23 protein-coding genes, 1 tRNA gene and 1 pseudogene are annotated in these 26103 nt (G+C 43.4%); 1 reads left to right on the forward strand and 24 read right to left on the reverse strand.

Annotation, left to right across the window (positions count from 1 at the left end; all coding sequences use genetic code 11):
* Positions 1 to 405: 405 nt before the first annotated feature.
* From gpmI to clpP, 7 genes and pseudogenes are all read right to left on the reverse strand, one after another.
* On the reverse strand, positions 406 to 1938 hold the full coding sequence (gpmI, locus tag DH10bf12_RS16910; RefSeq protein WP_471736385.1) for a 2,3-bisphosphoglycerate-independent phosphoglycerate mutase: 1533 nt from the start codon (positions 1936 to 1938) through the stop codon (positions 406 to 408).
* A complete protein-coding gene (gene tpiA / locus DH10bf12_RS16915; RefSeq protein WP_471736386.1) occupies positions 1931 to 2692 on the reverse strand; it encodes a triose-phosphate isomerase in 762 nt (253 codons plus the stop codon). The genes gpmI and tpiA overlap by 8 nt, the downstream gene beginning before the upstream one ends.
* A gap of 21 nt (positions 2693 to 2713) precedes the next feature.
* Positions 2714 to 3898 (reverse strand): phosphoglycerate kinase, encoded by a 1185-nt coding sequence (locus DH10bf12_RS16920; RefSeq protein WP_471736387.1) that lies wholly within the window; start codon positions 3896 to 3898, stop codon positions 2714 to 2716.
* 141 nt (positions 3899 to 4039) lie between these two features.
* Entirely contained in the window at positions 4040 to 5050 is a 1011-nt protein-coding gene (gap, locus tag DH10bf12_RS16925) for a type I glyceraldehyde-3-phosphate dehydrogenase (RefSeq protein ID WP_471736388.1), read from the reverse strand.
* Between the two features lie 56 nt (positions 5051 to 5106).
* Positions 5107 to 6132 carry a sugar-binding transcriptional regulator gene (locus DH10bf12_RS16930; protein ID WP_471736389.1) on the reverse strand — a complete coding sequence of 342 codons (1026 nt, stop codon included), beginning with the start codon at positions 6130 to 6132 and terminating at the stop codon, positions 5107 to 5109.
* Positions 6133 to 6309: 177 nt separating this feature from the next.
* Positions 6310 to 6549 carry a glutaredoxin family protein gene (locus DH10bf12_RS16935; protein ID WP_471736390.1) on the reverse strand — a complete coding sequence of 80 codons (240 nt, stop codon included), beginning with the start codon at positions 6547 to 6549 and terminating at the stop codon, positions 6310 to 6312.
* Between the two features lie 255 nt (positions 6550 to 6804).
* A pseudogene (gene clpP / locus DH10bf12_RS16940) lies at positions 6805 to 7410 on the reverse strand (ATP-dependent Clp endopeptidase proteolytic subunit ClpP); the annotation flags it as partial.
* Positions 7411 to 7630: 220 nt separating this feature from the next.
* Between clpP and DH10bf12_RS16945 the strand changes: the two are divergent.
* Positions 7631 to 7702: transfer RNA gene (locus tag DH10bf12_RS16945), tRNA-Arg, on the forward strand.
* A gap of 137 nt (positions 7703 to 7839) precedes the next feature.
* Here DH10bf12_RS16945 and DH10bf12_RS16950 read toward each other — a convergent pair.
* The 17 genes from DH10bf12_RS16950 to DH10bf12_RS17030 form a co-directional block, all read right to left on the reverse strand.
* Positions 7840 to 8097, reverse strand: coding sequence for an HPr family phosphocarrier protein (locus DH10bf12_RS16950; protein ID WP_471736391.1), 258 nt, complete (start codon positions 8095 to 8097; stop codon positions 7840 to 7842).
* A 17-nt stretch (positions 8098 to 8114) separates the two neighbouring features.
* Positions 8115 to 9062: a DNA-binding protein WhiA gene (gene whiA, locus DH10bf12_RS16955; protein ID WP_471736392.1), complete on the reverse strand. Its 948-nt coding sequence runs from the start codon at positions 9060 to 9062 to the stop codon at positions 8115 to 8117.
* Positions 9063 to 9091: 29 nt separating this feature from the next.
* Positions 9092 to 10063, reverse strand: a complete 972-nt coding sequence (locus tag DH10bf12_RS16960) for a gluconeogenesis factor YvcK family protein (RefSeq protein WP_471736393.1) — start codon at positions 10061 to 10063, stop codon at positions 9092 to 9094.
* Positions 10060 to 10944 (reverse strand): RNase adapter RapZ, encoded by an 885-nt coding sequence (gene rapZ / locus DH10bf12_RS16965; RefSeq protein WP_471736394.1) that lies wholly within the window; start codon positions 10942 to 10944, stop codon positions 10060 to 10062. Before rapZ ends, DH10bf12_RS16960 begins: the two co-directional genes overlap by 4 nt.
* 15 nt (positions 10945 to 10959) lie before the next feature.
* The gene (locus DH10bf12_RS16970) at positions 10960 to 11418 is read right to left on the reverse strand and encodes an NUDIX hydrolase (protein WP_471736395.1); all 459 of its coding nucleotides are present in this window, start codon (positions 11416 to 11418) and stop codon (positions 10960 to 10962) included.
* Between the two features lie 692 nt (positions 11419 to 12110).
* Positions 12111 to 13082, reverse strand: a complete 972-nt coding sequence (gene trxB, locus DH10bf12_RS16975; protein WP_471738261.1) for a thioredoxin-disulfide reductase — start codon at positions 13080 to 13082, stop codon at positions 12111 to 12113.
* Between the two features lie 62 nt (positions 13083 to 13144).
* Positions 13145 to 14593: a tetratricopeptide repeat protein gene (locus DH10bf12_RS16980; protein WP_471736396.1), complete on the reverse strand. Its 1449-nt coding sequence runs from the start codon at positions 14591 to 14593 to the stop codon at positions 13145 to 13147.
* Between the two features lie 467 nt (positions 14594 to 15060).
* Entirely contained in the window at positions 15061 to 16311 is a 1251-nt protein-coding gene (locus DH10bf12_RS16985) for a LysM peptidoglycan-binding domain-containing protein (protein ID WP_471736397.1), read from the reverse strand.
* The gene (locus DH10bf12_RS16990) at positions 16311 to 16529 is read right to left on the reverse strand and encodes a phage holin (protein WP_471736398.1); all 219 of its coding nucleotides are present in this window, start codon (positions 16527 to 16529) and stop codon (positions 16311 to 16313) included. The genes DH10bf12_RS16985 and DH10bf12_RS16990 overlap by 1 nt, the downstream gene beginning before the upstream one ends.
* Positions 16530 to 16541: 12 nt before the next feature.
* Positions 16542 to 16961 (reverse strand): hypothetical protein, encoded by a 420-nt coding sequence (locus DH10bf12_RS16995; RefSeq protein WP_471736399.1) that lies wholly within the window; start codon positions 16959 to 16961, stop codon positions 16542 to 16544.
* Positions 16913 to 17341 (reverse strand): hypothetical protein, encoded by a 429-nt coding sequence (locus DH10bf12_RS17000; RefSeq protein ID WP_471736400.1) that lies wholly within the window; start codon positions 17339 to 17341, stop codon positions 16913 to 16915. Before DH10bf12_RS17000 ends, DH10bf12_RS16995 begins: the two co-directional genes overlap by 49 nt.
* A 120-nt stretch (positions 17342 to 17461) precedes the next feature.
* On the reverse strand, positions 17462 to 18583 hold the full coding sequence (locus tag DH10bf12_RS17005) for an acyltransferase family protein (protein WP_471736401.1): 1122 nt from the start codon (positions 18581 to 18583) through the stop codon (positions 17462 to 17464).
* Positions 18584 to 18657: 74 nt separating this feature from the next.
* A complete protein-coding gene (locus DH10bf12_RS17010) occupies positions 18658 to 20961 on the reverse strand; it encodes a hypothetical protein (protein WP_471736402.1) in 2304 nt (767 codons plus the stop codon).
* Positions 20961 to 21161, reverse strand: coding sequence for a hypothetical protein (locus tag DH10bf12_RS17015; protein WP_471736403.1), 201 nt, complete (start codon positions 21159 to 21161; stop codon positions 20961 to 20963). The genes DH10bf12_RS17010 and DH10bf12_RS17015 overlap by 1 nt, the downstream gene beginning before the upstream one ends.
* A gap of 1 nt (position 21162) precedes the next feature.
* Positions 21163 to 23031, reverse strand: a complete 1869-nt coding sequence (locus DH10bf12_RS17020) for a phage tail spike protein (RefSeq protein WP_471736404.1) — start codon at positions 23029 to 23031, stop codon at positions 21163 to 21165.
* Positions 23032 to 23043: 12 nt separating this feature from the next.
* Positions 23044 to 23862, reverse strand: a complete 819-nt coding sequence (locus DH10bf12_RS17025; RefSeq protein WP_471736405.1) for a phage distal tail protein — start codon at positions 23860 to 23862, stop codon at positions 23044 to 23046.
* Positions 23859 to 26021, reverse strand: coding sequence for a phage tail protein (locus DH10bf12_RS17030; protein ID WP_471736406.1), 2163 nt, complete (start codon positions 26019 to 26021; stop codon positions 23859 to 23861). Before DH10bf12_RS17030 ends, DH10bf12_RS17025 begins: the two co-directional genes overlap by 4 nt.
* Between the last annotated feature and the right edge of the window lie 82 nt (positions 26022 to 26103).

The raw sequence follows: 26103 nt of genomic DNA on the forward strand, positions 1-26103 counted from the left end.
TTTATACTTTGTCCGTTGATTTCCGCTCCAGGGGGGACGCTTTCCGCGGCCGGGCGGTGAGCCCCTCCGGCTTCGCCGTATGGTCTCACCTGTCCCTTTCCGCGAGCCGCCCCCTTGCGCTTCAATCAACTAGGTGCAAATTCATTTGATAGCAAAATTCATTCTGCAGGCCGGAAGTGCACTACATCATGAATTACTACCTTACATTTTATTGTGTACGAAACAAAATCCGGAAGTTCTCTTGTTTCTTTTTATTAAAAAGCATCCAGCAGACCGGAGCGTAAGGCGGCGACTCCGGGACGAGCAGCGGGATAGCTGAGACCCCGCAACCGAAGGTGAGGAGGCTCAGCAACCGCCGTCCGGAAAGCGTCCGCCTGAAGCGCAGGTCTGCGTTTAAAGGAAACCTTACTTCTTAATAAGTGACTCACCAGTCATTTCTTCAGGCTTTTCAACCTTCAGCAAATCAAGCATAGTCGGTGCAAGGTCGCCGAGAATTCCGCCTTCGCGTAGCTCTGCGCCTTCCTTTGTTACAATCACCGGTACCGGATTTGTTGTATGCGCAGTCATCGGCTTGTCATCAGTCGTAATGACTTCATCAGAGTTACCGTGGTCTGCTGTGATAATGGCATGTCCACCTTTTTCATGAATCAGATCAACAATTTTACCAAGACATTCGTCTACAGTTTCAATCGCTTTTACAGTCGGCTCCAGCATCCCGCTGTGTCCAACCATATCCGGATTCGCAAAGTTCAGCAGAATCGCATCAAATCGGTCTTCATTAATTGCATCAAGTAACGCGTACGTCACTTCGTATGCACTCATTTCAGGCTTCAGATCATACGTTGCCACCTTTGGTGAATCAATCAGGATACGTTCTTCGCCAGGGAATTTCTCTTCACGACCGCCGCTCATAAAGAACGTCACGTGAGGATACTTTTCCGTTTCAGCAATACGCAGCTGAGTAAGGCCTTCAGATGAAAGCACTTCACCAATTGTGTTTTTTAAGTCTTTTGCTTTAAATGCTACGTCAGCACGCACTTTATCACTATAGTGTGTAAAGCTGACGAACTGCAGATTCTCAGGCTTGTTCTGACCCAGTTCAAACCCTTGGAAGTCAGGGTTTGTAAGGGCTGTTGACATCTGAATTGCACGGTCAGGACGGAAGTTGAAGAAGATCACTGAATCCTGATTTTCAATTCTGCCAACAGGCTCACCATTCTTTTCAATGACAAAAGGAATGACAAATTCATCGTACACTTCTTCATCGTAAGAAGCCTGAACACCTTCTTCAGCTGAACTGAATGTAGTGCCCATACCGTCAACCATCACACGGTACGCTTTTTCAACGCGTTCCCAGCGATTGTCACGGTCCATTGCATAATAACGGCCGGAAATGGTTGCGAATTCCCCGACGCCGATCTCTTTCATTCTTGCTTCAGCATCCGCAATATACTGAAGACCTGATGAAGGAGCAACGTCGCGTCCATCTAAAAATCCGTGAACGTACACTTTTGTCAGTCCGGCATCTTTTGCAATCTCAAGTAGTGCAAAAAGATGCTCATAATGACTGTGTACGCCGCCGTCAGAAAGCAGCCCCATGATATGAAGTGCTTTGTTGTGACGCTTTGCATTATCAACCGCACGAAGAAATTCCGGGATAGAATGAAATTCTTTGTCACGGATTGAAATGTTAATACGCGTCAGGTTCTGATATACCGTGCGTCCTGCTCCGATATTCAGGTGACCAACCTCTGAGTTACCCATTTGCCCATCCGGAAGTCCGACAGCTTCACCGCTTGCTGTCAGTGTATTATGGGGATAGGTTTCCCAGTATCGGTCAAAGTTAGGCTTGTTTGCTTTTGCAACTGCGTTTCCTTTTGTTTCGTCGCGCAGCGCAAAACCGTCAAGAATAATTAATGCAACAGGGGCTTTACGCATTCGCGCCAGCCTCCACTAGTTCTAGGAATGAATCTGCTTCAAGGCTTGCACCGCCAACAAGTGCACCGTCAATATCGCTTTGTGCCATATATTCTGCGATGTTAGCAGGCTTTACGCTGCCGCCATACTGAATACGTACTGCTTCTGCAGCAGCTTCTGACACAGTTGAAGCTACAACTGAGCGGATGTGTGCACATACTTCATTTGCATCTTCTGCAGTTGAAGATTTACCCGTGCCGATTGCCCAGATAGGCTCATATGCAATCACTGTCTGTTTTACCTGTTCTTCAGATAATCCTTCAAGTGCAGCCTTCACCTGGCCACCGACAAAGTCTTTTGTTTCGTTGTTTTCGCGCTGCTCAAGAGATTCACCTACACATACGATCGGTGTAAGGCTGTACTTAAATGCAGCATGTGTCTTCTTGTTTACTGACTCATCCGTTTCATTGAACATGTCACGACGTTCAGAGTGTCCAAGAATCACATATTGCACGCCAAGGTCCTGAAGTGCCACAGGGCTTGTTTCGCCTGTGAAAGCTCCATTTTCCTCAAAGTGCATGTTCTGTGCACCTACAGCGGCATCTGAGTTTTTAGTTAAATCCACAAGATTTGCTAAAAATAGTGCCGGTGAACAGATTACAGCATCCACCTTCTCATTTGAAGGTACTTTTGAAGCAACTTCTTCAGTAAAAGCTTTCGCCTCAGATGCTGTTTTATTCATTTTCCAGTTTCCTGCAATAATTGGTTTACGCATTGATAATCATCCTTTCCCGGTTTATTTATCGTTTAGTGCGACAACGCCTGGAAGATCTTTACCTTCCATAAACTCAAGAGAGGCACCGCCACCTGTTGAGATATGACTCATTTTATCTGCCATGCCGAACTTCTCGACTGCTGCAGCTGAGTCTCCTCCACCAATGACAGAATATGTATCCTGTGCATCAGCAAGGGCCTGTCCTACCGCTTTTGTACCATTTGCAAATGAATCAAGTTCAAATACTCCCATTGGTCCATTCCAGATCACTAGCTTGGACTGAAGGATCACATCACGGTACAATTCGCGTGTTTTCGGTCCGATATCAAGACCTTCCCAGTCAGATGGAATGTCATCGACAGAAACTTCTTTAATATTCGCATCGTTTGAGAAATCATCCGCTACGACGATATCGACCGGCATATAGAACTTCACGCCTTTGTCTTCTGCTTTTTTCATGAATTGTTTTGCAAGATCAATCTTATCTTCTTCTAAAAGAGATTTTCCGACTTCATGACCCTGTGCTTTTACGAATGTATAAGCAAGGCCGCCACCGATAATCAGGTTATCCACTTTATCAAGCAGATGATCGATCACACCGATCTTATCTTTTACTTTTGCTCCGCCAATAATTGCTGTGAACGGACGCTCCGGATTAGATAATGCCTGACCAAGTACTTCAAGCTCTTTTTCCATCAGCAGACCTGATACAGCCGGGATGTGTTCTGCAATACCTGCAGTTGAAGCGTGTGCACGGTGTGCCGCTCCGAATGCATCATTAACATAAACGTCAGCAAGGCTTGCAAAATGCTTTGCAAGATCAGCATCGTTCTTTTCCTCACCAGGATAGAAGCGCACATTTTCAAGAACGAGAATGTCTCCTTCTTCAAGAGAAGAAACAGCTTCTTCAGCTTTCTCACCGTATGCTTCCTCAACTGTTTTCACGTCTTTTCCAATCAGTGAAGACAGGTGCGCTGCAACAGGTGCAAGACGAAGTTCTTCAACAACCTCACCTTTTGGACGTCCAAGGTGGCTCGCTAAAATCACCTTCGCTCCAGCTTCTGTTAAATACTTGATCGTAGGAAGAGCTGCACGCACGCGTGTATCATCTGTCACTTCTCCGTCCTTCATCGGTACGTTAAAGTCTACGCGGCAAAATACCCGTTTCCCTTTAAGATCAACATCTTTCATGCTTTTCTTGTTCATTGAATACAGGCCTCCTTCAATATATTGGCAAGCGGATGAAAAAGAGGGAGTGGGGATCATTCCCCGCTCCCCGTTTCACCCTCTTATTATAAGGGATGACCGGCCGAAAGACCAATCATACTCTATTTAAATCCAGACTTCTTACAGTCCTTTTTCAGCCATGTAAGCAGCTAAGTCTACACAACGGTTTGAGTAACCAGTTTCGTTATCGTACCAAGAAAGTACTTTTACCATGTTATCTTCAAGAACCATTGTAGAAAGACCATCTACGATTGAAGAGTTTGTGTTGCCATTGTAGTCAGTTGATACAAGTGGCTCATCGCTGTATGCAAGGATTCCTTTAAGGTCGCCTTCTGCAGCTTCTTTAAGTGCAGAGTTGATTTCGTCAGCAGTTACGTTCTGACCAAGTTCAACTACAAGGTCAACAAGTGATACGTTTGGCGTTGGTACACGCATAGCCATACCATTCAGCTTGCCTTCAAGTTCTGGAAGTACAAGAGATACTGCTTTTGCAGCTCCAGTTGAAGTTGGGATGATGTTTTCAGCAGCTGCACGCGCACGACGGTAGTCTTTGTGTGGCAGGTCAAGAATCTGCTGATCATTTGTGTATGAGTGAACTGTCGTCATCATACCGCGCTTGATACCGAACTTGTCGTTAAGAACCTTCGCATATGGTGCAAGGCAGTTCGTTGTACAAGAAGCGTTAGAAATTACGTTGTGGCTAGCTGGGTCATACTTGTCTTCGTTAACACCCATAACTACTGTAAGGTCTTCACCGTTAGCTGGTGCAGAGATGATTACTTTCTTCGCTCCGCCTTCAAGGTGCTTAGCAGCAGCTTCACCTTTAGTGAAGATACCAGTTGATTCGATTACGATCTCAACGCCAAGCTCGCCCCATGGAAGGTTTGCAGGATCACGTTCAGCAAGTACTTTTACTTTGTGACCGTCAACAAGAAGGTTGTCGTCTCCATCTACTTCTACTTTCTGATCAAGCTTTCCGTGCACTGAGTCATACTGTAGAAGGTGTGCAAGCATGTTAGCATCAGTAAGGTCGTTTACTGCTACAACCTCTACTTCCGGGTTGTTAAGTGCTGCACGGTATACGTTACGTCCGATACGTCCAAATCCGTTAATTCCAATTTTCACTGTCATGAATAATTCCTCCTTAGAATGTTTGGGGATGGTGCTTTAATATATTTTAAAAGGTCTTACCCTTTCAAAAGCTCTTTTGCTGCTCCTTCGTCTGTAATCAGTGTCGAAGAAGTCTGTGGTGCGCCTTTAAAATAAGCGCGGATTGCCTGTGCCTTGGAATGTCCTCCGGCTACGGCAAATACGTTAGGTACATTGCCCAGGTCCTTCAGCTGAAGACCGATCGTTTTTACTTTGTGGACAATATTGCCTTCAACATCAAAGTAGTAACCGAACGCTTCGCCTACTGCCTGTCCTTCAGCAATCATTTTATAGTGATCCTCTGAAGTATTGCGTCGTTTAGCCATTGTATGAGCGTCACCGATTCCATGAAGAACGATATCTGCAGAAGTAATCAGAGACATCACTTCTTTAATAGCAGGTTCTTTCATAATCGATTCATACACTTCACGGCTGACCTGATCCGGCACATATAATACCCTGTGCTTAGCACGTGATTTAAGTGCCATTGTCGAGCAGATGGTATTCGCCTGATTCTGAACATCCTCACCAATACCGCCACGCGCCGGGACAAATAATGTTTCCGGTGTGGCAAAGTCAGGCGTCAGCATGCCCGCTACTGCAGACATTGTTGTACCACCGGTCACTGCAATCACTGTGTCAGTGCCGACATAAGGCTTCATACTCTGGATCGCTGCACGGCCAAGTTCTTCCTTCACCCATGGCGAGTCGTCACTGTCACCGGGTACAATCATTACCTCTTTGACTTTCAGCATGTCTTTTAATGAATGCTCCATTAAGGTTATACCCGATATCTCGTTGATCATGCGTTCAAGTGGAATAAGGATTTCCATTCCATCCTTCGTCAGGCTCATACCTGAAGAATGAATGTGGATCAGATCCTGTGCTTTTAACTGCTCAACCTCTTTCCTTAAAACCCGCTCCGTCATGCCAAGAGACTGTGCAAGACTTCTTCTGCCGACAGGCTGTAAAAACCTGACTGACCTCAAAACCTGGTACTTCAGTTGAATCTTATCAAGCAGGTCAGGCACCAGACGCTTTTGGATGTCAATTATATTTGCCATATCAAAGCTCCTTTTCAGTGAAACATCACTTCAAGGCCCGGCAATATCCTGACATCGAAGTGTTCCTGGTCATTTTTTGTCCCGCGTAGACATATTATGTCCCGTTCAGTCCAAAAAAAAGATCCCTGCTACATCTCTAATCATAGCAAGGTTCTTATAACGTTTCAAGAAATAAAGTCAAGACATTTTTTGAAAACGTTTACTTATTGTCACAAAATCAATATTACCGGCCTGAATTATTTCTCCCTCTACTTCCACAACAGGGATCATCAGCCCATACTTCTCCGTCCATTCATCAGACGTATCAATATCACGTTCAACAATTTCAAAGCCGTAATCTTCCCTGGCAAGATTGAGCATTAACTTTCCTTCTTCACACAAGCCGCAATCTTTGCGCGTGTAGTAGTGGACGAGCAATTAAATTACCCCCTGTTTAATTTTTGTACAGATAATATGATTGAAGAATTGTGAGAGTCCATCTTTATACCTGCACAGCCGGGATTGGAGTGGAAAAGGGCGGCTAGCAGAAAGGAACAGGTGAAACAAAGCATGGCGAAGCCTGATGGTTCACCGCCCGGTCCCGGAAAGCGTTCCTCTGAAACGTAAATCCCAGCCAATCTTGAAGGAATGAAAAACCGGTCCCTCACAAAGAGAGACCGGCTGGTTTAAAACTTATTTACCTTCTTTATCAAGCTTGTTGCGGTCCATGATCTGATCAACCAGACCATATTCTTTCGCACGCTCAGCTGTCATAAAGTTATCACGGTCAGTATCTTTTGCAATTGTTTCGAAATCCTGACCAGTACGTTCAGCAAGAATTTTGTTCAGCTTCTCACGCAGGAACAGGATACGTTTTGCAGCGATATCAATTTCTGTAGCCTGACCCTGGGCACCGCCAAGTGGCTGGTGAATCATGACTTCAGCGTTAGGTAGCGCATAGCGGTGACCTTTTTCACCTGCAGCTAATAGGAATGCACCCATTGATGCTGCCATACCAATACAGATTGTGTGTACTTTCGGCTTAATGAACTGCATTGTATCATAGATAGCCATACCCGCTGTGATGCTTCCGCCCGGGCTGTTGATATAAAGGTAGATATCTTTATCCGGATTGTCAGCTTCAAGGAATAGCAGCTGAGATACGATTGAATTTGCAACGTTATCGTCAATTCCGCTTCCTAGCATGACAATACGGTCTTTCAGTAAACGTGAATAAATGTCGTATGCACGCTCACCGCGGTTAGTCTGTTCAATAACTGTAGGAATTAAATTCATTTGAAAATCCTCCTTTAACGATCTAGTGGTGGTGTTGCAACAATATGTACTGTCATCTTACAACGAAGGTCAAACAAGGTCAAACAATATGACTTTTCTTTCTTCCCTTCATCATACCCATCTGAGCATGTGATGTACAAGTCTGAACCATCCCGCTAACTGTAAAACTTCTCTTGCATTCGTAAAATCCATTTATTATAATAGAAAAGCATCGTTAAAACGTGCCCTCGTAGTTTAATGGATATGACGCAAGATTCCGGTTCTTGAGATAGGGGTTCGATTCCCTTCGAGGGCGTACCCTGCCGATCACTCTGATGAGTGATCGGCTATTTTATTGTCTTCTTTATATTTCGCCGTTACTTCTGTGATTCCCTTTAAACGACTGATATATTTTAAAAATCCCCTTTCGGCCTAACCGAAAAGGGATTTTGCTTATTTCTCTTCTTCCACGTAAGCTGCAAGCGTTTGCATCGCAGCTTCTTCATCAGTACCATCAGTGATTAATGTAAAGCTTTCACCTGAACCGAGCGCAAGACTCATTAAGCCCATGATGCTTTTAGCGTTTACCTTTTTATTTTCTTTTTGAATATACACATCTGAAGAAAACTTTGTAGCTTCCTGAACAAACATGGATGCAGGACGTGCCTGCAATCCACTTTTCAACCTGACTGTAACTTCTTTTTGCTGCATCTGATCTCCTCCTGAACTTAGTTTCCTACCATTTCACCCTTGCGCATTTTCTCAGCAATCTGATCAATTTTTCTTAAACGGTGATTAATCCCGGACTTGCTGACAGCGCCGCCGGAGACCATTTCGCCAAGTTCTTTTAACGTGACATCCTGATAGGCAACTCTGAGCTCAGCAATTTCCCTGAGCTTATCTGGCAGGATACCAAGCCCCGCTGTCCTCTCGATAAAACGGATATTTTCAACCTGTCTGAGCGCTGCACCAATTGTTTTATTCAGGTTAGCCGTTTCACAGTTTACAAGGCGATTGACAGAGTTTCTCATATCTCTTACAATCCGCACGTCCTCGAAGCGGAGAAGCGCCTGATGCGCACCGATAATACTGAAGAATTCAGTGATTTTTTCGGCTTCTTTCAGGTAAGTGATAAAGCCCTTTTTACGTTCAATCGTCTTACCGTTCAGATCAAACTGGTTCATGAGATTAGCCAGAGAATCGTTATGCTCTTCATACATTGTGAAGATTTCGAGGTGGTACGATGAGGTTTCCGGGTTATTGACTGAACCGCCAGCTAAAAATGCGCCTCTTAAGTAAGCGCGCTGACAGCATTTTTTGCCAATTAATGCAGGAGTAACTTCATGATTCAGCTGAAAGCCTTCACCTAAAATATTCAGATCCTCTAAAATATCCCGCGCTTTCTCTGCAATTCTGACAATGTAGACATTGTTTTTCTTCAATCTCATTTTCTTTCGCACAAGCAGTTCCACCTGCACGATATAGTTCTTTTTGATAAGTGTATAAATTCTGCGGGCAATTGCCGCATTTTCTGTTTGAATATTAACAATCAGCACCCTGTTTGAAAAAGACAGTGATCCATTCATCCGGATGAGCGCAGACAATTCTGCTTTTGAGCAGCAATCATTTGCTTCTATCTGGGTGAGTTCTTTCTTCGTTTCTGACGCAAACGACATGTGTCTTTTCCGCCTCCCTCTTTCACTAACTACGCAAGCTGATCCTTTGTTTCAGCCATTAAGCGGACAACAATCTTTGCGACACGATCAGTATCATGACGGATGAGCCCTTCGCGATTAATGATTATTTTATCATAAACCACCTGAAGTCCGAGTCCTTTTAGACGATCTACATCAAATTTTACGGGTTCCGCCATTTCTTTATCATAAAGTGAGCGGATCTCCGCAGGAACGTTTTCATTATTTACAAGTACATAATCCATAAACCTTGCACCCAGATGCTTGTAAATCGCTTCTACGTGCTGAGAAGCTGTGTAGTTCAGCGTTTCACCGGCCTGAGTCATCAGGTTACAAATATATACTTTAGGAGCAGTACTTTTTAAGACAGCCTGACCAATTTCTTTTACAAGAAGATTAGGCAGAATACTCGTATAAAGCGAGCCCGGTCCGATAATGATCATATCGGCTTCCTCAATCGCTTCTATAGCCTGCGGCAGTGCTTTCACATGCTTTGGTGATAAAAACACACGGTCAATCTTTTTTCCGCTAAACGGGATTTTCGATTCACCTTTAATAATTGTACCGTCTTCCATCCGAGCGGACAGGACAATACTCTGGTTAGCTGAAGGCAGTACGCGCCCTCTGACATTCAATACTTTACTCATTTCTTCTACCCCGTGCGCGAAGTCGCCGGTAATCGATGTCATCGCTGCTATAATTAAGTTCCCCAGCGAATGGCCGCTTAATTCGTTCTTACTCGCAAATCTGTATTGGAACATCTCTTCTACAAGCGGCTCAACGTCAGATAATGCAGCAATCACATTTCTGATATCACCCGGAGGCGGAATCTTCAGGTCATCTCTGATTCTGCCCGAGCTTCCTCCGTCGTCTGCCACCGTGACAATGGCTGTCAGATCAAGCGGGTGCTGTTTCAGCCCTCGGAGCAGAACAGACAGGCCTGTCCCGCCCCCAATCACAACAATTTTACCTTTTTGACTCATTTTTTCGGTGCACCCTGCTTTTTATGAATATCACGGTGCGTAATCTGAGTGTGATAATCTTTGGCAAATGCACGGGCAATCTCTTCAGTCAGTGCCACTGAGCGGTGTTGTCCGCCAGTACACCCGATTGCGATCACAAGCTGACTTTTGCCTTCACGTTTATAATGAGGAAGCATGAACTGAAGCAGATCAATCGTTTTCTCCAGAAACTTCTTTGTCTCATTCCACTTCATTACATACTCAGAAACTTCTTCATCCAGGCCTGTCTGGGGTCTCATATGATCAATATAATGCGGATTCGGCAGGAATCTTACATCAAATACAAGGTCTGCATCAATCGGCAGCCCGTGCTTGAATCCAAACGACATCACATTCACTGTAAATAAAGACTGCTTATTCACTGAGAACTCATGAAGAATTTTCTCACGCAGCTCTCTCGGTTTTAAACTTGAAGTATTATAAATTGTCTGCGCGCGTCCCTTTAATTCAGTTAACAGAATCCTCTCCTGCTTAATGCCTTCCATAGGAAGTCCGGCAGGTGCAAGCGGATGTGAACGTCTTGTTTCTTTGTACCGTCTCACAAGTGCTTCGTCATCTGCTTCAAGAAATAAAATACGCGGCTTTAATCTTTCTTCATGATCAAACTGATCAAGTGCTTCAAAAAGAGAATCAAAAAACTCTCTTCCTCTTAAATCCATAACGACCGCCACACGATTCATCTTATCCCCTGATTCCTTCATCAGTTCAAGAAACTTCGGTAAAAGCGTCGGAGGCAGATTATCTACACAGAAAAAACCAAGATCCTCAAAGCTTTGAACCGCCACAGTTTTCCCTGCTCCCGACATTCCAGTTATAATCACTAATTCCATATCTGTTGACATGACGACACTCCCCCCTCAGCTAGGATCCAGACGATAGGATAAAAGCTCAAAATCTTTTGTATAAGTGAACGTTCCATAAATGACGCCCTGCCCGTGAACGACATACTCAAGAATATGACGGTCACCTTCAGCCATATCAAGTGACTGAATCGCTTCGACTGGCTGCCACTGCAAAATACCTTCAGGTGACTCATCCAGAATCAGACCATCACCCTCTGTTGCAAGAAACGTAAACATCATCCACTCTGAAATGACTTCATTTCCTTCTTTTATAATAAAAGTAAAAATCCCTTTGATTTCAGGATTTTTCACATAAATCCCTGTTTCTTCACGGTATTCTCTGATGCAGGCATCCCTGATAGATTCACCCGGCTCCATTTTACCGCCCGGCGCAACCCACCAGTCTCTTCTCGGCTTTTGGAGAAGCAGCGCCTGGTTATCTTTTATATATACACAATTCGTTATCCTCTGCACAATATCACCTGCTCATTTTTGCTCATTCATTTTATTATACATGGTTTCACAGCCTCTCACAATGAAGCCGTACTGTCTCCTTCTCTATGCATATGAGAATCTCCTTTTTGTTATGAGCACAAAAAAAGGGCACGGACATGTTCGGTGTCCGTGCCAAAAATATATATACTAAAGGGGGTCAATTACTTATGGTCTTACTATACCCATTAATTGTTGCATGGCGGTTACAGTTTGGTAACGATTAGATAAAGATTTGGTTATTGATAAAAAGTTATTTGTTATATAGTTTGGCAGGTGATTTCCGCTTCAGGGGGACGCTTTCCGCGGCCTGGCGGTTAGCCACTTCCGTGCCATTACAGTGTCTCACCTGTCCCTTTCCGCTGCAGGAGTCGCCCCCTTACGCTCCAATCACCTGCAGTGCGAATAGGTTGATGGACTTTGTTAAAAGCACACAAAGTTTCGGAATCCGCTTATGCTCACAATAACGATCAGTTTTAATCTAAATAATATCTTTATTTAGATGATTTTTAAACACAAAAAGCTGGTGATTGGAGCGGAGGACGGAGACTCCCGCCCCAGGAAAGGGACAGGTGAGACCGTGCATGCGAAGCGTGCAGGGGCTCACCGCCCGGGGGCAGGAAAGCGCAGTCCTCCGCGGAAATCACCAGCGGTTGTTATAGACTATCATTTAATTAAGACTGAACCTTCAAAGACTCAGCAAGTTCTTCTACATAGTGCTGGATTGCCTGAGAAGCGACACTGCCGTCGCCTGTTGCAGTAACAATCTGACGAAGCGTCTTATCGCGGACGTCACCAGCTGCGAAGATACCAGGTACATTTGTCTGCATTTTTTCATCCGTCTCAATATACCCTTCATCATTCAGGATACCAAGACCTTGAAACGGCTTAGTCAGTGGCACCATACCGATATAGATAAACGCACCATCTGCAGCAAATTCAGTTTCAGAGCCGTCTTCAGTTGATACAAGCGTAACTGAACCGACTTTACCGTCTTTGTCATTGATTTCTTTTATCGTTGAATTCCAGATGAAATCAATTTTTTCGTTATCAAATGCACGCTGCTGAAGAATCTTCTGTGCGCGCAGTTCATCTCTGCGGTGAACAATTGTCACTTTGTTTGCAAACCGTGTCAGGTAAACGCCCTCTTCAACAGCAGAGTCTCCGCCGCCGACAACAACAAGGTCTTTACCTTTGAAAAATGCACCATCACATACTGCACAATAAGATACGCCGCGTCCGCCAAGTTCTCTTTCACCCGGCACGCCTAGCTTCTTATATTCAGCACCGGTTGTGATCAGTACTGAACGTGCTTTATATTCTTTTGAACCAGCTTTAATTGTTTTGTAATCTGTGCCGTCCTCAATGCTCTTCACATCACCATATGCATATTCAGCACCGAATTTTTTTGCGTGCTCAAACATTTTGTTTGAAAGATCAGGTCCAAGAATGTGGTCAAATCCAGGATAGTTTTCAACGTCCTCTGTATTTGCCATCTGGCCACCCGGTACACCGCGCTCAAGCATCAGTGTTGAAAGGTTCGCTCTTGAAGTATATACAGCAGCCGTCATCCCTGCAGGTCCAGCGCCAATAATAATTACGTCATAAATTTTTTCTTCCGTCATGAAATGACACTCCTTTTTGATGAGTTCATAATTTATCTACAATATATCGTAATCCAAGGTGTATAAATCGTCCAATCATCTGCTTACGGCAAGTATAATTCAAGCTCGCGCTTATATCTGGCAAGCGTTCCGGGCGCAATCCCGTATCTGGCAGCGATCTCTTTTTGCGTCAGCTTTGATCCTCTGACCTTCCGCCACAGATACTCTACAGCAGCTGACAGACCCTCTATATTTTGGAATGCATACCCGTTTTCAGATCCGTGGTAAACAATATGAAACCACATATAGAATAATCCCTGATGTGCCTTTTCGTGCAGATCAAAGTGTTTTAAAAGCTCACATGCTACCATATGCGCTCTGCTGATCGGTGTATCCTGAGGTTCATCGGCTCGCAGCATATCATAGTATGATTTTTCAATCTCTGTAAAGTATTCAGGTGCATCTTCTTTTAAATAGCTGTCCGACTCCTGAATATCTTTAAATAGAATAAACATCCGCTCTTCCGGATAAAAAGTTTTTAGTTTTTCATCATTACGGGTCGTTGCACGGTTCCATGGCTCCTGACCCGCTTTTTCAGGCTGCTCTTCAAGCACTCGTTTCCAAGCTTCTTCAGCTGCTTTCTTATGACCTGAATGCCAGGCTGAATGCGACAGCCAGTAATGAAAACCGCTGTCACCCTCGAACCCTTTTTTTGCAAGGCTCTTAAGCCAGCCATACGCCTGCTCATGCTTTCCGAGTAAAGCAAACGTTGCCCCCAGCTTAAAGCGGTGTTCAATCAGAAACGGTCTCACCGTCTCAAGCGCTTTTACAAGTGCCTCTAATTCCATTTTGTGTCCCTGGTAATGATAAAATACGGCTAAATTACATAATGCATGCAGGTTGCCGGGATTTTTGTTCAGTACTTCAGTCAAAATTGCTGAAGCCTGTTCCGTTTCCCCCTGATAAAAGTAGGCAAGTGCAAGGTTATTATAGGCTGACCAGTAATCCGGATAGCGGTCAACCACATCTTCAAGCACTTCAATCGCTTCCTTGAACTTTCCATCAGCAAGCAGCTTCCCCGCTTTTTCCTGATGAATAATCAGGTCATCCTGCTCGAATTCATCATCAAAGCCGTCTTCATCCTCAAACTGTAAAAGATCAAGCAGATCTTCTGCATCCTCTGAGAATTCACCATCCGGCTGATCCTCTAAATACGTATTTACATGGCGATACGCTTCCTGAAATAAGCCAAGGTGTGCATAATTGTTTGCCATAAAATAATGAATTTCTATCATAGACGGATCGGTTGATTCACTTATACGCTTCAGACGATCATTTGACTCCTGAAAATGCCCAAGCTCTGTTTCAATCATCGCAATCTGAAGTGCAATCATTGGCTCTTCCGGCTCAAGCTCGGCCGCTTTTCCTAAATATTTTACAGCCTTCTCAAGCTGACCTTTTTGATAAATGGCCATCCCTCTTTTATACAGGCTCTCACCTGTCTGGGTAAATGGCACAAGCTTTCCTTTTTGATGGTCCGATCCTTTTTTCATGTATAGCCTCCATAACTCGCTGTGGTTTTTGATGGTATTCAGCGGTGTGTACAGTGAGTTTTTTCAATAAGAATTATAGCATCTATTTTAAAATGATATGTATCGGTATGCAGAAGTTTTTCAGTCTGTGATATTTGTGTGATAAATAAAAAAGCCCTCACTCTGCAAAGTGGGGGCTTCAACTTATTTTTAATTAATAATAAAACTAAGGACAACCTCATTATAACACATAAAATAAAAGGCCGGCAATCGCAATGCGAAATCCGGCATTCTGTTTCTGCAGCTTGGCAGATCAGCTAAATTAAATTATACAATACTCAACGAAGTAACAGGTGTCCGTCGCCAGTTCCCCTTGTCGATGAGAGAGTATAATCACAGCAGAGGCTTGTACTTACATTTCGTAGTCGTGTCCATCTGCCGTTTGGACAGTCACACCAAAAGATGTGCTGTAAATACATTATATCACATCACTTCAATAATTGGTTAACCCTCGCACGCACCTTTTCATAAGTAGCGCTGTCAACACCTAACCACTTCTGCCGGGCAGCATGTCCAGTTGGCACGTTGCGACCATTGATAATATCATTCGCCATTTGACTGACTGTTTTACGCGGCGCTGCAGGTGCTCCTGAAATTCTGTTGACTTCTGCCCGGACCTTTTCGTATTCAGCCACACTGATACCTAATGAGCGTCTGCGGTTATCGTGACCTGATCCACGTTTGCCGTCAATAACTTCCTGAGCCATCTGAGCGATTGATTTAACTGTACTTGCTGTGGAAACGCCAACGTCTGAACGTTTAACCCATGACAGGATCTCTTTCAGCAGCACACGATCTGAATTAATTTGCATGACAGTGTATTGCTTGCCTTTCACTGACGCAGGAATACTTTCACCTGTTGCATATGTCCGGGCGCTTGCAGAGAGCGTTATGCGCTGTCCTACGACAATTGATGGTGTTTGCGGTTTGTCTGCAGCTGTAGATTGTGCTGGTTTGCTCACTGGCTTTGCTGCCTGACCTTTTGCTGCGCCTAATTTAATCACCTGGCCGATCTTCAAGTTACTTGGATAAATGCCAGGGTTAGCAGCTAATAGATCCGCAACGGTAATACCATCATCATTATTGGCGATATTCCACAATGTATCACCTTGCTGGATCGTGTATGTGTCAGGTGCTTTCTCAACTGGTTTATGGTCAAGAAACTTAAAAATTTGATTGTAGTCAAATACACAGCAAGACTTCCAAGCGTATCCGGCCATTTCATGATGCGATTTATCATCTTTTCCGATATTGTCAGCTACAAGTGCAGCCTGCAGCTCATCAATAGATGCTTTTGTAGCATCGTCAAGCTCATCATATCTGTAATCGCCAGCTACACAGATACCAATCGAAAACGGATTGCTGTTGCCTACATGATAAGTCATCAGTGTAAGATCGTTCGCATATACAATTCTTGCGCGTGGTCCTTTAGGTGTCTGGATGATGTTTTTAGGCTCAATCACAAGATGATAGCCGATGCCCGGCCAACCTAAAGTACCTGAATGATATTTGGCAAAAGAAATAGCATCAGATCCCCCTAAGTGCTTTCTTGTGAGGGAATGATGCCATGTTCTTGTACATTCTAATAGAGAGACACTACGCTTACTGTATGACCCTTTAGATGGAAGTTTCCCGCGCTGATCTGTGAGCTGCGGGAGATTTTCAAATTGATATGACATTATACTTCACCTTCCTTTTCCTTACCCTTTTTAGTAGTGGGGTTGTTGTACCACCATGCAACTAATGAAGACACTCCTGTGAAAACGGTTGATAGAAATAGCTCAACATCAGCATCACTGAATGGTAGAGGGCTATACCCAGCAACTACTAATGCCTGATTGATAATCGCAAATAAGAGCACACCTAATCGGATGTGCCCGGCTGTTGATTTTTTCATTTTGTCGTCCTCCTAAAATAATAAATTTACAGCAAGAGTGATAAGACCCCCACTACCGATAAGTCCGGTAACCACAAGCGCAACAAGGTTGTTTTTCCCTTTTTCCTTTTCAACTTTCAAACCTTCTTTGTTTTTAAGTCGATCGATCTCGATAAAATGGTTGTCCAGTCGTTCATCATGGCTTTTAAGATCAGTCGACACATCCTTAAAGCTGTCCTTCATTTCGGATATGTTCTTGTCTATCGACTGAAGTGTGGGTACAATCATCGCAACTGACTCTTTCAATCCATTCACAGATTCATTCGTTTTTTCAATCGCTTCTCGCCATTCGGCCTTGTCCTTTTCGCGATACTCATTAAATTCCTTCCACTTCACATATTCCTTTAATTGCGGTTCTGCTCTTGTTTGCGCTCCCTGACCTTCGCCTGCCACGACAACACCCCCAGACTACACATCGCAATAAACCAGCCTGACACATAGAGATAACGATAACTGGTAATGGATGATTTCGTATTTTCAAATCCTGCAGCTGCATAGACGATCATCAAGCATGCAGAAAGTAAAGCACCTCCACAGTAATAGAAGTACTGAGCATTTGTTTCACTGACCATGCCAAGAAACAGCAGCACCCCGGCAACACAAAAGGCAATCCCGTAAAACTCGAAAGGAGCAAGCTTTGCCATTGACTGGTATACTTCAGCCTCCATGCTGATCCGATCTGCGTTGATAATAAAAAACAGCCCGGTCATGATAAGCAGACCCGACTGGTAAAGCGCTAATACATCCATATAGTTTTCATAACGTGCCTTCATGTCTTTTCCTCCACTCTTTTTTAAAAGCATAAAGACCCCCTAAAATATAATAGAAAAAGGACTGCACAAATGCGTGCAATCCTTAGTTACTTTTATTTATTTTTACCGACCTGTTTGTTCCTAAACAACATTTGTGCTTTCTTTTAATTGTGATTTTCTTGTCGCCTTTTCACTTACTGATCTCCCGCGGTTTACAAAAGGCACCTCAGCGTATTTGTATATGACGCTGGATGCAATCAATGTGAGTGATGCGGAAAGTAAAATTAGTAAAATAGGATTCGTAATACTCGTAAATTCGAAAATTACTTTTAGCACAATGTATACTAATGGATGAACCAAATATATTGAGTAAGAAGTATCTCCTAAGAATTTAAAGATTTTTGTAAATACATTTTTTTTAGTTTCGCCCCAAAAAGTTGCAAATAAACAGAAGGAGAAAACAGATATTGAAAACAAAATCTTGTGATAACCAGTTACATAACTTATCCGGTTCGCATCATCCGCTGGTAGAAAGACAAACACTGATATTGAAATAACTAGCAACAAAAGTAAATATTTTTTTCTAATTTGAACTCCGTGCTTCAGCAAAGTTCCGATTATAAAACCGGCGGTGAACAAGTAAAGCAAATGAATTGGGTTTATATATGTCGCCCACTGACTTTCGAGACTTTGCGTAGGATCAATTAGGTGTAAGCTGAAATAAGCAGACGCCAGTATTGTTCCGACAAAGAAAACGTAAAGATACTTTGTAGACTTATTCAGCAAAAAAAGCATAAATGGAAGTATTGAATAAAACACCATCTCATTACCTATTGACCAGGCACCAGTAGTTATATAGCTATCCGGAGATAACCAGCCGAATGTTAGAGTGTAATTCAAAACTAATTCTCTTACGCTCGGTAGTTTTGAATAGTCACCGCTGATAAATCCTTCTATAAAAATAAGGGTTACCATGCCTGTGGTTGCAATATAAAAAAGAGGAGCAAGCCTGAAAAAACGTTTAATTGAAAAATCAATTAAAAAGCTCTTTTTCATGGTTTTTTGTGAATAAACAATGCCCATACTCGCTCCGCTTAACACATAAAAAGCTAGTACTCCATAGAGTCCCAATCTTGAAATAACATTGTCAAGTAGTGGGAAATACTGAATTCCAATCCATGCTGAATAATGGTATACCAATATCGAGAGGGCCATAAATCCTCTTAAATAATCTAGTAATTCAACTCTTTGTCTTTTTTGCATTCAAAAACCTCTTTCCAACCACTTGATAACTTTTTATAGTTTACCAATATTTCGAATGGTTGGAAAGTTCTTTTTTAACCTAGCCCTATCAACTCTAAGGTTGCAAATTTATTACTACCCCATAGAGTGCCGTCAGTAAGTGTGATTGTGAAAGTAGTTGTCGTCTTAGTCACCGAATAACCTAGAATTTCAAAATTACTTTCTAGCAAGTTCACGGTATATGACAATTGAGATGATGCAGGGCTGGGTAATCCAAGATCAGCGATTGTAAATGTATTCGTTTTTGAATTCAATAATACCCTTGCCATTGAGCTGACTCTCTCGATTGATGTATTCGCAACTTCCGGGATCGTCTCCCCAAAACCACAAGTGACCCAATCAACATAATAATTAATAGAATCGCCCACCCCTGTGGAAAATTGAAAGATGATTGTGTCGTCTTTCGTACCGTTGGTGGCAGACGAATGCCCCGTTGCGTGTTTAATTTGTAAGGTGATTGTTTCCCAGCCTGTGCCGTTGTGATAAACAGATGTGACCTGAGTGCCAAAAGTGATAAGCAACCTCACCCGGTTCTTTGATTTACAGTAAATTCTAGCTGCTGCTACAATCGGTTGCTTTTCGAATAACCTACTTAAAGACATTTTTAATCTCTGTGTCACCTGACCCCCGCTTGTAGTTACTTTGGCGTATCCAGAACCCGGACCGTCTGCTTCCAAGCCGTCTGACTTACCTATTGTTGTCCCTGACCAGTAAGGCGCATTACCTAAACCAAAAGGTATATGCAGTGTCGGGTTATTTAGCAAATTAAAACTTCTTGCGGCTGTAAAACCCAAATGGACATCTGAAGATAATCTTTCAGCGCCTATAACTTTTTTGATAGGAAAAGCGGACTCGTTTTCTCTCACTTTTTTATTCTTAATCATTGCAACTGAAAAAGTAAAACACTGTATCGTTCTACCTGTTTCCGTAAAAAAAGTACCAAGATATTCTTCTTCGCTTAACTTCATAAATTCCATATATCCACTTTCATCTGACGGAATCTGATTAGTGTGTACAACACCTGAAAGTTTCAAAGATACGGGTTCTGCTGCTGATCCGTTAGTAGTTAGTATAGCCACACCCGGATAATTACCCTTCAGTCTTATACCAGTAAAATAGGTTCCGTCAGATAGGACTTCCAAACCTTTAGCATGAGCAGAACCTTCGTAAATCGTAACCGGAGCGCTCCACGTTCCGTTAATTGTAGCGCAGTCAAAACGAACAATCTCAATAAAACCTTGACCTTCTTTTCGAGTCTGAATAAAGTATCCGCCACCCGGTCTCTCTCTCAAGATAGGTTCTGTGTATAAGTAAGAACCATGTTCAAAGAAAGGCGTTCCGACAATTGACCAATTTAAGGGATCGTTTAAAGGCGCTTGAATCACATAACCCTTATAAGTGCTATCAGGTTTCCCTGTCCAGTTCCCTTCGTAGGTTGCTGAATATATAAAACTACCGCTGATAATAGGTTTTCCGTATGCCATTAACCCTGCGCGATTTAACAATAGAGTTGGTGAAGTCCAGTCGATAGTTCGAAACGTACTGTTAAAAGTACCAAGCATTGCATAAGTCTCCATCTGTGTTCTATCATCATTTTCTGCAAAATTCAAAGCAAAGAAAGTAAGAAGAATTTGACCGTTTGGCAATTGAAGCAAGTTTGGATCACGGAAATCATTTGGTGTTGCTATCCCACCTCTGCCGATATTTGAGTAATCAGCAGGTGCGGCGATTGTAAAAGGTTCACTCATTGCCTCTGCTCTATCTGATACAATCACACCCTTTATAATTCCATTGCTTTGATGTGAAGTTCCGCTTCGATAAACAAGTAAATTTCTATTAGGCAAACTCACATCTTTTAATGTTGCAAGTCTGCAAATAGAACCAAATGCAATATGACGACCATTTTCTCTTGCAACTATTGATGGATCAAATACTTCCGAAAAAGAATAAGTATCATTAAGTTCTTCTTCTGTCTCTGCCAACAGGTCGGTAAGTCTAGTGTCAACTTCATTCACCGGACCTGCATCAATCTGCTGGATCTCTCCCCAATCAGCACCATCATATCTGTAAACTTTTCCTGTGTCACGGGTCATTGAAGCATCACCTGCAGCTGCAGTTGGATAAGTCGTAGCCAGATCCGCAACTGTCGCAACCGGTTCTTTCCAGTTCAATTTAGCAGCATCCACAACCTGATTAAAGGCTGCGGTGGAAACTTCCTCAATAGCGTTATCTACTTTCCCGCCCAAACTATCAATATCAGCGCTAATAGCCTTATAGTTTCTATTGTGCTTCTTTAAATCTTCACTTAATAACCCAGGACCAACCTCTTCATATCTCATCATTCACCCTCCTTAATCAATTGCGGTTTCATATACTCGTCAACTTCTACCCTGCCGCGGTCAATTGCAGCCGCTTCTTCAGCCGGCATGTAGAAAAAGTAATCATATGGAGCATCAGCTACGATCATCTTCCCGCTGATTAATTGCTTTATATTGCCTTGATTATCTACATTGACATATACCTGCACATAATCTTCCATGCTATCCCTCCAGCCATTTTCTGCTCACCATTGCGAACGCATCTTCTCCGGCAACTGATGATCTAATACGAATCTGAAATGTGCCCGGATTGCCTGTTGGGACACCTAAATCAACGGTTAATGTCGATCCATTTATAACACTTGGATCATATTCATTAGAAACGTCTGTCATGGCCCCCACTTGCAATGCGCCATCCTTCCAGATTTCGAACCTTGCAACATTAGATCCACTTGCTAATACTCTGAAACGCACTTTCAAATATCTCGCTTTGTGTTCAAAACTGTATTGATTAAAATCTACTGAATCAGTACTGCGCGTACTAAGCCACTGAGCATATGCTTTCTGTACAAGAGTCACACCCGGGCCATGAAATGCAGGTTCCACTCCCTGAATATTTACATCAAATACACTCATGCCGTTATCAATGCTTTTATAGCCGTCTGGTCGCTCAATAGTGACTGCGCCTTTAGCGATATATAAACCATTTGAATCCAATTTGACGTATTTAGTATTATCATTCGGATTAATCGCCCACAGTCCAGTTCCATCCCAGAAGAACAGATCATCCTCACCGACTATTGCAACGTTATTAGCTCTCAATATGCCTGTGACAATTTCATCAGCAACAATACCGACACCTGTCATTGCTGTGCGGTACGTTACTCCTCCGTCATCTGATATTCCGATCCCTGCACTGGTCAGTCTAATCAATCTATTCGGGTTGTTAGGGTCCTGCAGCACAATTCCTTGACCAGGCGGGTACTGTATTTCAGTTAAACTATTGTTAATGGCTTCAGAAGCAATCCTGACGGCTTCAGGAAGCACGTTATAAGGTAATGACTCTCTACCTTCAAACAGCCTGTCCACACGCTTTGATGCCTGAGCAAATCGAGTGTTCTGATCTGTGAGCTTTTCTTTTAGATTGGATAATGTCACATTTGTATTCACGACTTTCCATTGTTTATCAATGTACTCATACGTTTCCTGCACTTCCACAACCCTGGCGCTGACCTTGATCTTCATAGGTTCATAGATGATATAGCCGCGATCACCCTCATTACGGAACCTGTCACGATCGGTGATGTCCACGGTGATTGAAAGTTGAGGTTCATCAATTAGAACCTTTTCCAAATGCGCCTTCATGCCAGGGGAAGTAGATAGGCTTTCGTTATAAATTGCCTCCGCTATCTTTTCTCCAAAGATCGCAATATTATCAGATGTGTGCGTTTCTTGAATCGGATATACGTCATCCTCATCCGGTGTGCCTCCGAAACCTTTTATTACGGTGGCTAAACTTTTCGTATCAACGCTTTTATCAATCGCCTTAACATTATGCTTCCAACGGAATTGAAAGCCTGTATCGGCTCCAATTTGACGTTTTAAGCGCACTGTATTGCCGATCAATTCAAACTCTGAACCGTAACGCTGCAAGACAGTTTGAAAAAGTGACAAACAATTCTCTCGCCCGAAGTTTTCAAATGTCTCAGCACCAAATGAGTCAATAATGGAGAAGTTATATGGTGTAGGGTCAAACACTCTTGTGAGTGCAGCAAAGAACGTCTGTGAGCCACTGTGCAGGTCGTACTGAAAGCAGTTGATCATGACATCAAAAAAAGAGTGAACGGCTTCAATCTGTTTGATAGATTGATTGCCGACACCCTTTTCATTGTTTTGTTTGATGATAAACTCATCACCTAAGAAATTCACTTTTGATTCAGTATCTACATAAGCCCAGGCTTCTTCATCCCGACTGTCAGGTAGCGCAACGAATGCAAGTGTTTTCTCACCATTCACCCTGCGTGTACGCACTACCTGTTTAATATGTCTGAGGAGCTTTGTTTTCCCTGCTAGATTGGTTACTGGTAGCAATGTCGCACCTCCTTACGCATACAAAAACCGGAACTCGAATGAGATTTCGAACGCTCCGGTTATGCCTGTAATCTGTATTTGATTTTCTCCCGGTGCAAGGCTGATCACATCGAGATCCGTATCACCGACAATATTCATGGCGTTCTTTTCCATCTGAACACCATCAATGATAATTTGGTCACCAGCATTCAGATTGCCGTTATACTTCCACGTTTCGTTAGTTGTATTGTTGCGAATGATGAACCCTGCTGCAGTTGCTGTAGACGATGTCAGCGTGATGACTAATTCACTCTCGCGCGGATCCACTTCCTGATTGCCTGCGTTGTAAATCATGAATGAGCTCGTATTATGGATATAATCCTGTGTAGCAGCATCATATTTCAGGCCCATACCATAACCCCACAACTCAGAGTCATAAGTGAAATCATCCATCGTGGTCCCTCTGCTGATGGCGTATGAACCAGGGGAATATAATTCAAGCGTCACTTCTGCAACACTTCCATTAATACGATCAATAGAATGACCATCCACATAAATACCCCACATCTTACCTGAGACACTGAAATCCACAGCCCACATGAATTTAGTAGGATCTAAGAGATCAAAGTGTTCATCTCTCATAAGCTTGTAATAGATAAATCCTGATGAATCAGACTTGAACCTCGCATTAATCCTGCGAGGTCCTTTGCTTTGACTTATGACTATCTCACCATTTCCGGACTCTTCAGTCTTTCTTCTGGCTGTCTGAGGGAGAGGTGTAAACTCAAGCCATTTGACGCCCGGTAATTCTATTTCATTGAAATTCCTATCATAGAGCTTTACATTTGTCATCCTCTCACCCCTTTCATAAAGCTATCTGCATTAGATGCCTGACCAAACAATCTGTTCATGCTTTCAAAAGCAGCTTCCGCAATCACAGTGCCGTCAGATAGAACTGTCTGAAGGACAATAGGTCTGTCACTACCTCTAACACTTGAATTGCTTTGTGCATTGCTCATTGTACTGCCAGCACTCTGCACGAGACTACGCGCTGCTGATGTCTCAACATTCGGCATCGGCATTGCTGCATTCGCTAACGATTGAGCCGCCTGTGATGCTTTACGGATCATTCCGTCCATACCGATGACAAGACCCTCACCAACGTTTGTACCAATCTCTGTCGTGACCTTGGAAGGTGATGCGGTCTTAAAGATGCCCTTCACAGCACCAACAACACCCTCAGCAACCTCTATCGCTTTGTTCTTTGCAGCATTAACCATTGAACCAATACCATTCACGAGCCCTAAAATAACGTCCTTACCAGTCTGATATAGGTTAATTCCATCAAAGAATGATTGAACCTGACCCCAAATTTCAGAAATCTTATTCTTCGCATCTGTCATTTTTTCGCGCACAGCTGCAACTAAACGAGTAAACCGGGTCGTCACGAATCTGACCACGGTTTCAAGCGCAGTAGAAGTAAGTGATTTGACCGACTCCCAAATTTCAGACACCTTATTTTTCGCTTCGGTCATCTTATTCCGGACATTTGTCACGACTGATGTGAATTTCTCAATGACTGCAGAAACTAAATTTGCCAACTTTTGAGCAGCTGCAGATCGCGCTTCCTCGAATTTATTTTGAACCCAGTTCTTCGCCGCCTGCATCTTTTCTGAGATGTTGCTGACCATATTCACAAGGTAAGAAACGACTGAGGCGACCAAATTAGCCCAGATTTCTTTCGTTTTATTCCACATCCACTGAAGCGCTGCGCCTATTAAATCCTTCGCTACTTCATAGGCCAATTTAATATTTGAAGTAAGCAAATCAAGCGCTGCAGATAGCACGTTTTGGATATTAGTCCATGCGTTAGACAGTAATGTTTTGACTGCCTCCCACAAGCCTGTCCAATCTCCACGAAAAAGCGCTGCGAAAACGTTGAAAATATCGACAATGAGATCAAAAGCAGTTTTGAAAACCGCCTTAATGACAGACCACGTTGATTCTAGTACAGAAGTAATCTGTGGACCCCACGCTTGCCAAATCGCAATCAGTAACTCCACAAATCCAGTCACTAAATTAATCACGGTATCAACAAAATTTTGGAATTGCTCTTTAATATTGTTGATCTGCCCCTCGTTATTGGACACCCACTCCCGGACTTTCTCGCTGATCTGCTGGATCACATCTATCGCTTTGAGAATCCATTCAACGATTTTCTCACCAAATGACATAATGACCGGGATCATGTTTTCAAACGCCGGTAACAGAACGTCTGTAAGAATAGGAGCTACTGCAGCACCGATCTGATTGGCGAAACCGCCCATCATTGTCTTCAGGTTCTCCATCCCGATCCGGAAGTTATTAGCATCATTCAGTGAGTCTTCACTCATGACAGCGCCAAGATCATGAGCAGCTGCTTTGGCTTCGTCCATGCCATCAGCACCCATTGATACGATCGGTGCAAGGTCTTTCCAAGCTCCGCCGAGCAGATCAGTTCCAAGTCTTGCGCGTTCGGCCGGATCTTCTACTCCTGCTAGAGCTTTAGCGACCATATCCATACGTTCATCAGGCGATGCGTTGTTTATGTCGTCATAGCTCATGCCGAGTCCAGCAAGTGCTTCAGACTGCTTTCCTGTGCCACTCTCTAGGATGTCCATCTGCTTAGTTAACTTCTCGGATGCTCGTGTCATCGTTTCAGTATCAACCCCGGCAACCTTTGCAGCGTTCTGCCACTCCTGGATTGAGTCTGTGCTCATACCTGTGATTGCGTTCAGATCAAGAATACGGTCAGCGTTGTCACCAGCTCTTGTTGCTAGTCCGAATAACGCAGCACCAGCACCAACTGCCGCAGCACCGACAGCAGCACCACCGACAGCGACAGCTTTACCCATCTTGCCAAATTTACTGCCAGCTTTCTCGGCTTTGCCTTCTACGCCGTCAAGTCCTTTAGATGCTTCATCCTTAAGCGATATCTCCCCAAACAATTCGAATAATTTTATGATGTCCACCTCCTTCTTGAGCAAAATAAAAAGAGCACCCTATTGAGCGCTCCTGCGTTTGCGTAATGACTTCAGTATGTTTTCGCTATCC

The organism is Jeotgalibacillus sp. 10bf12 (assembly GCF_055597105.1).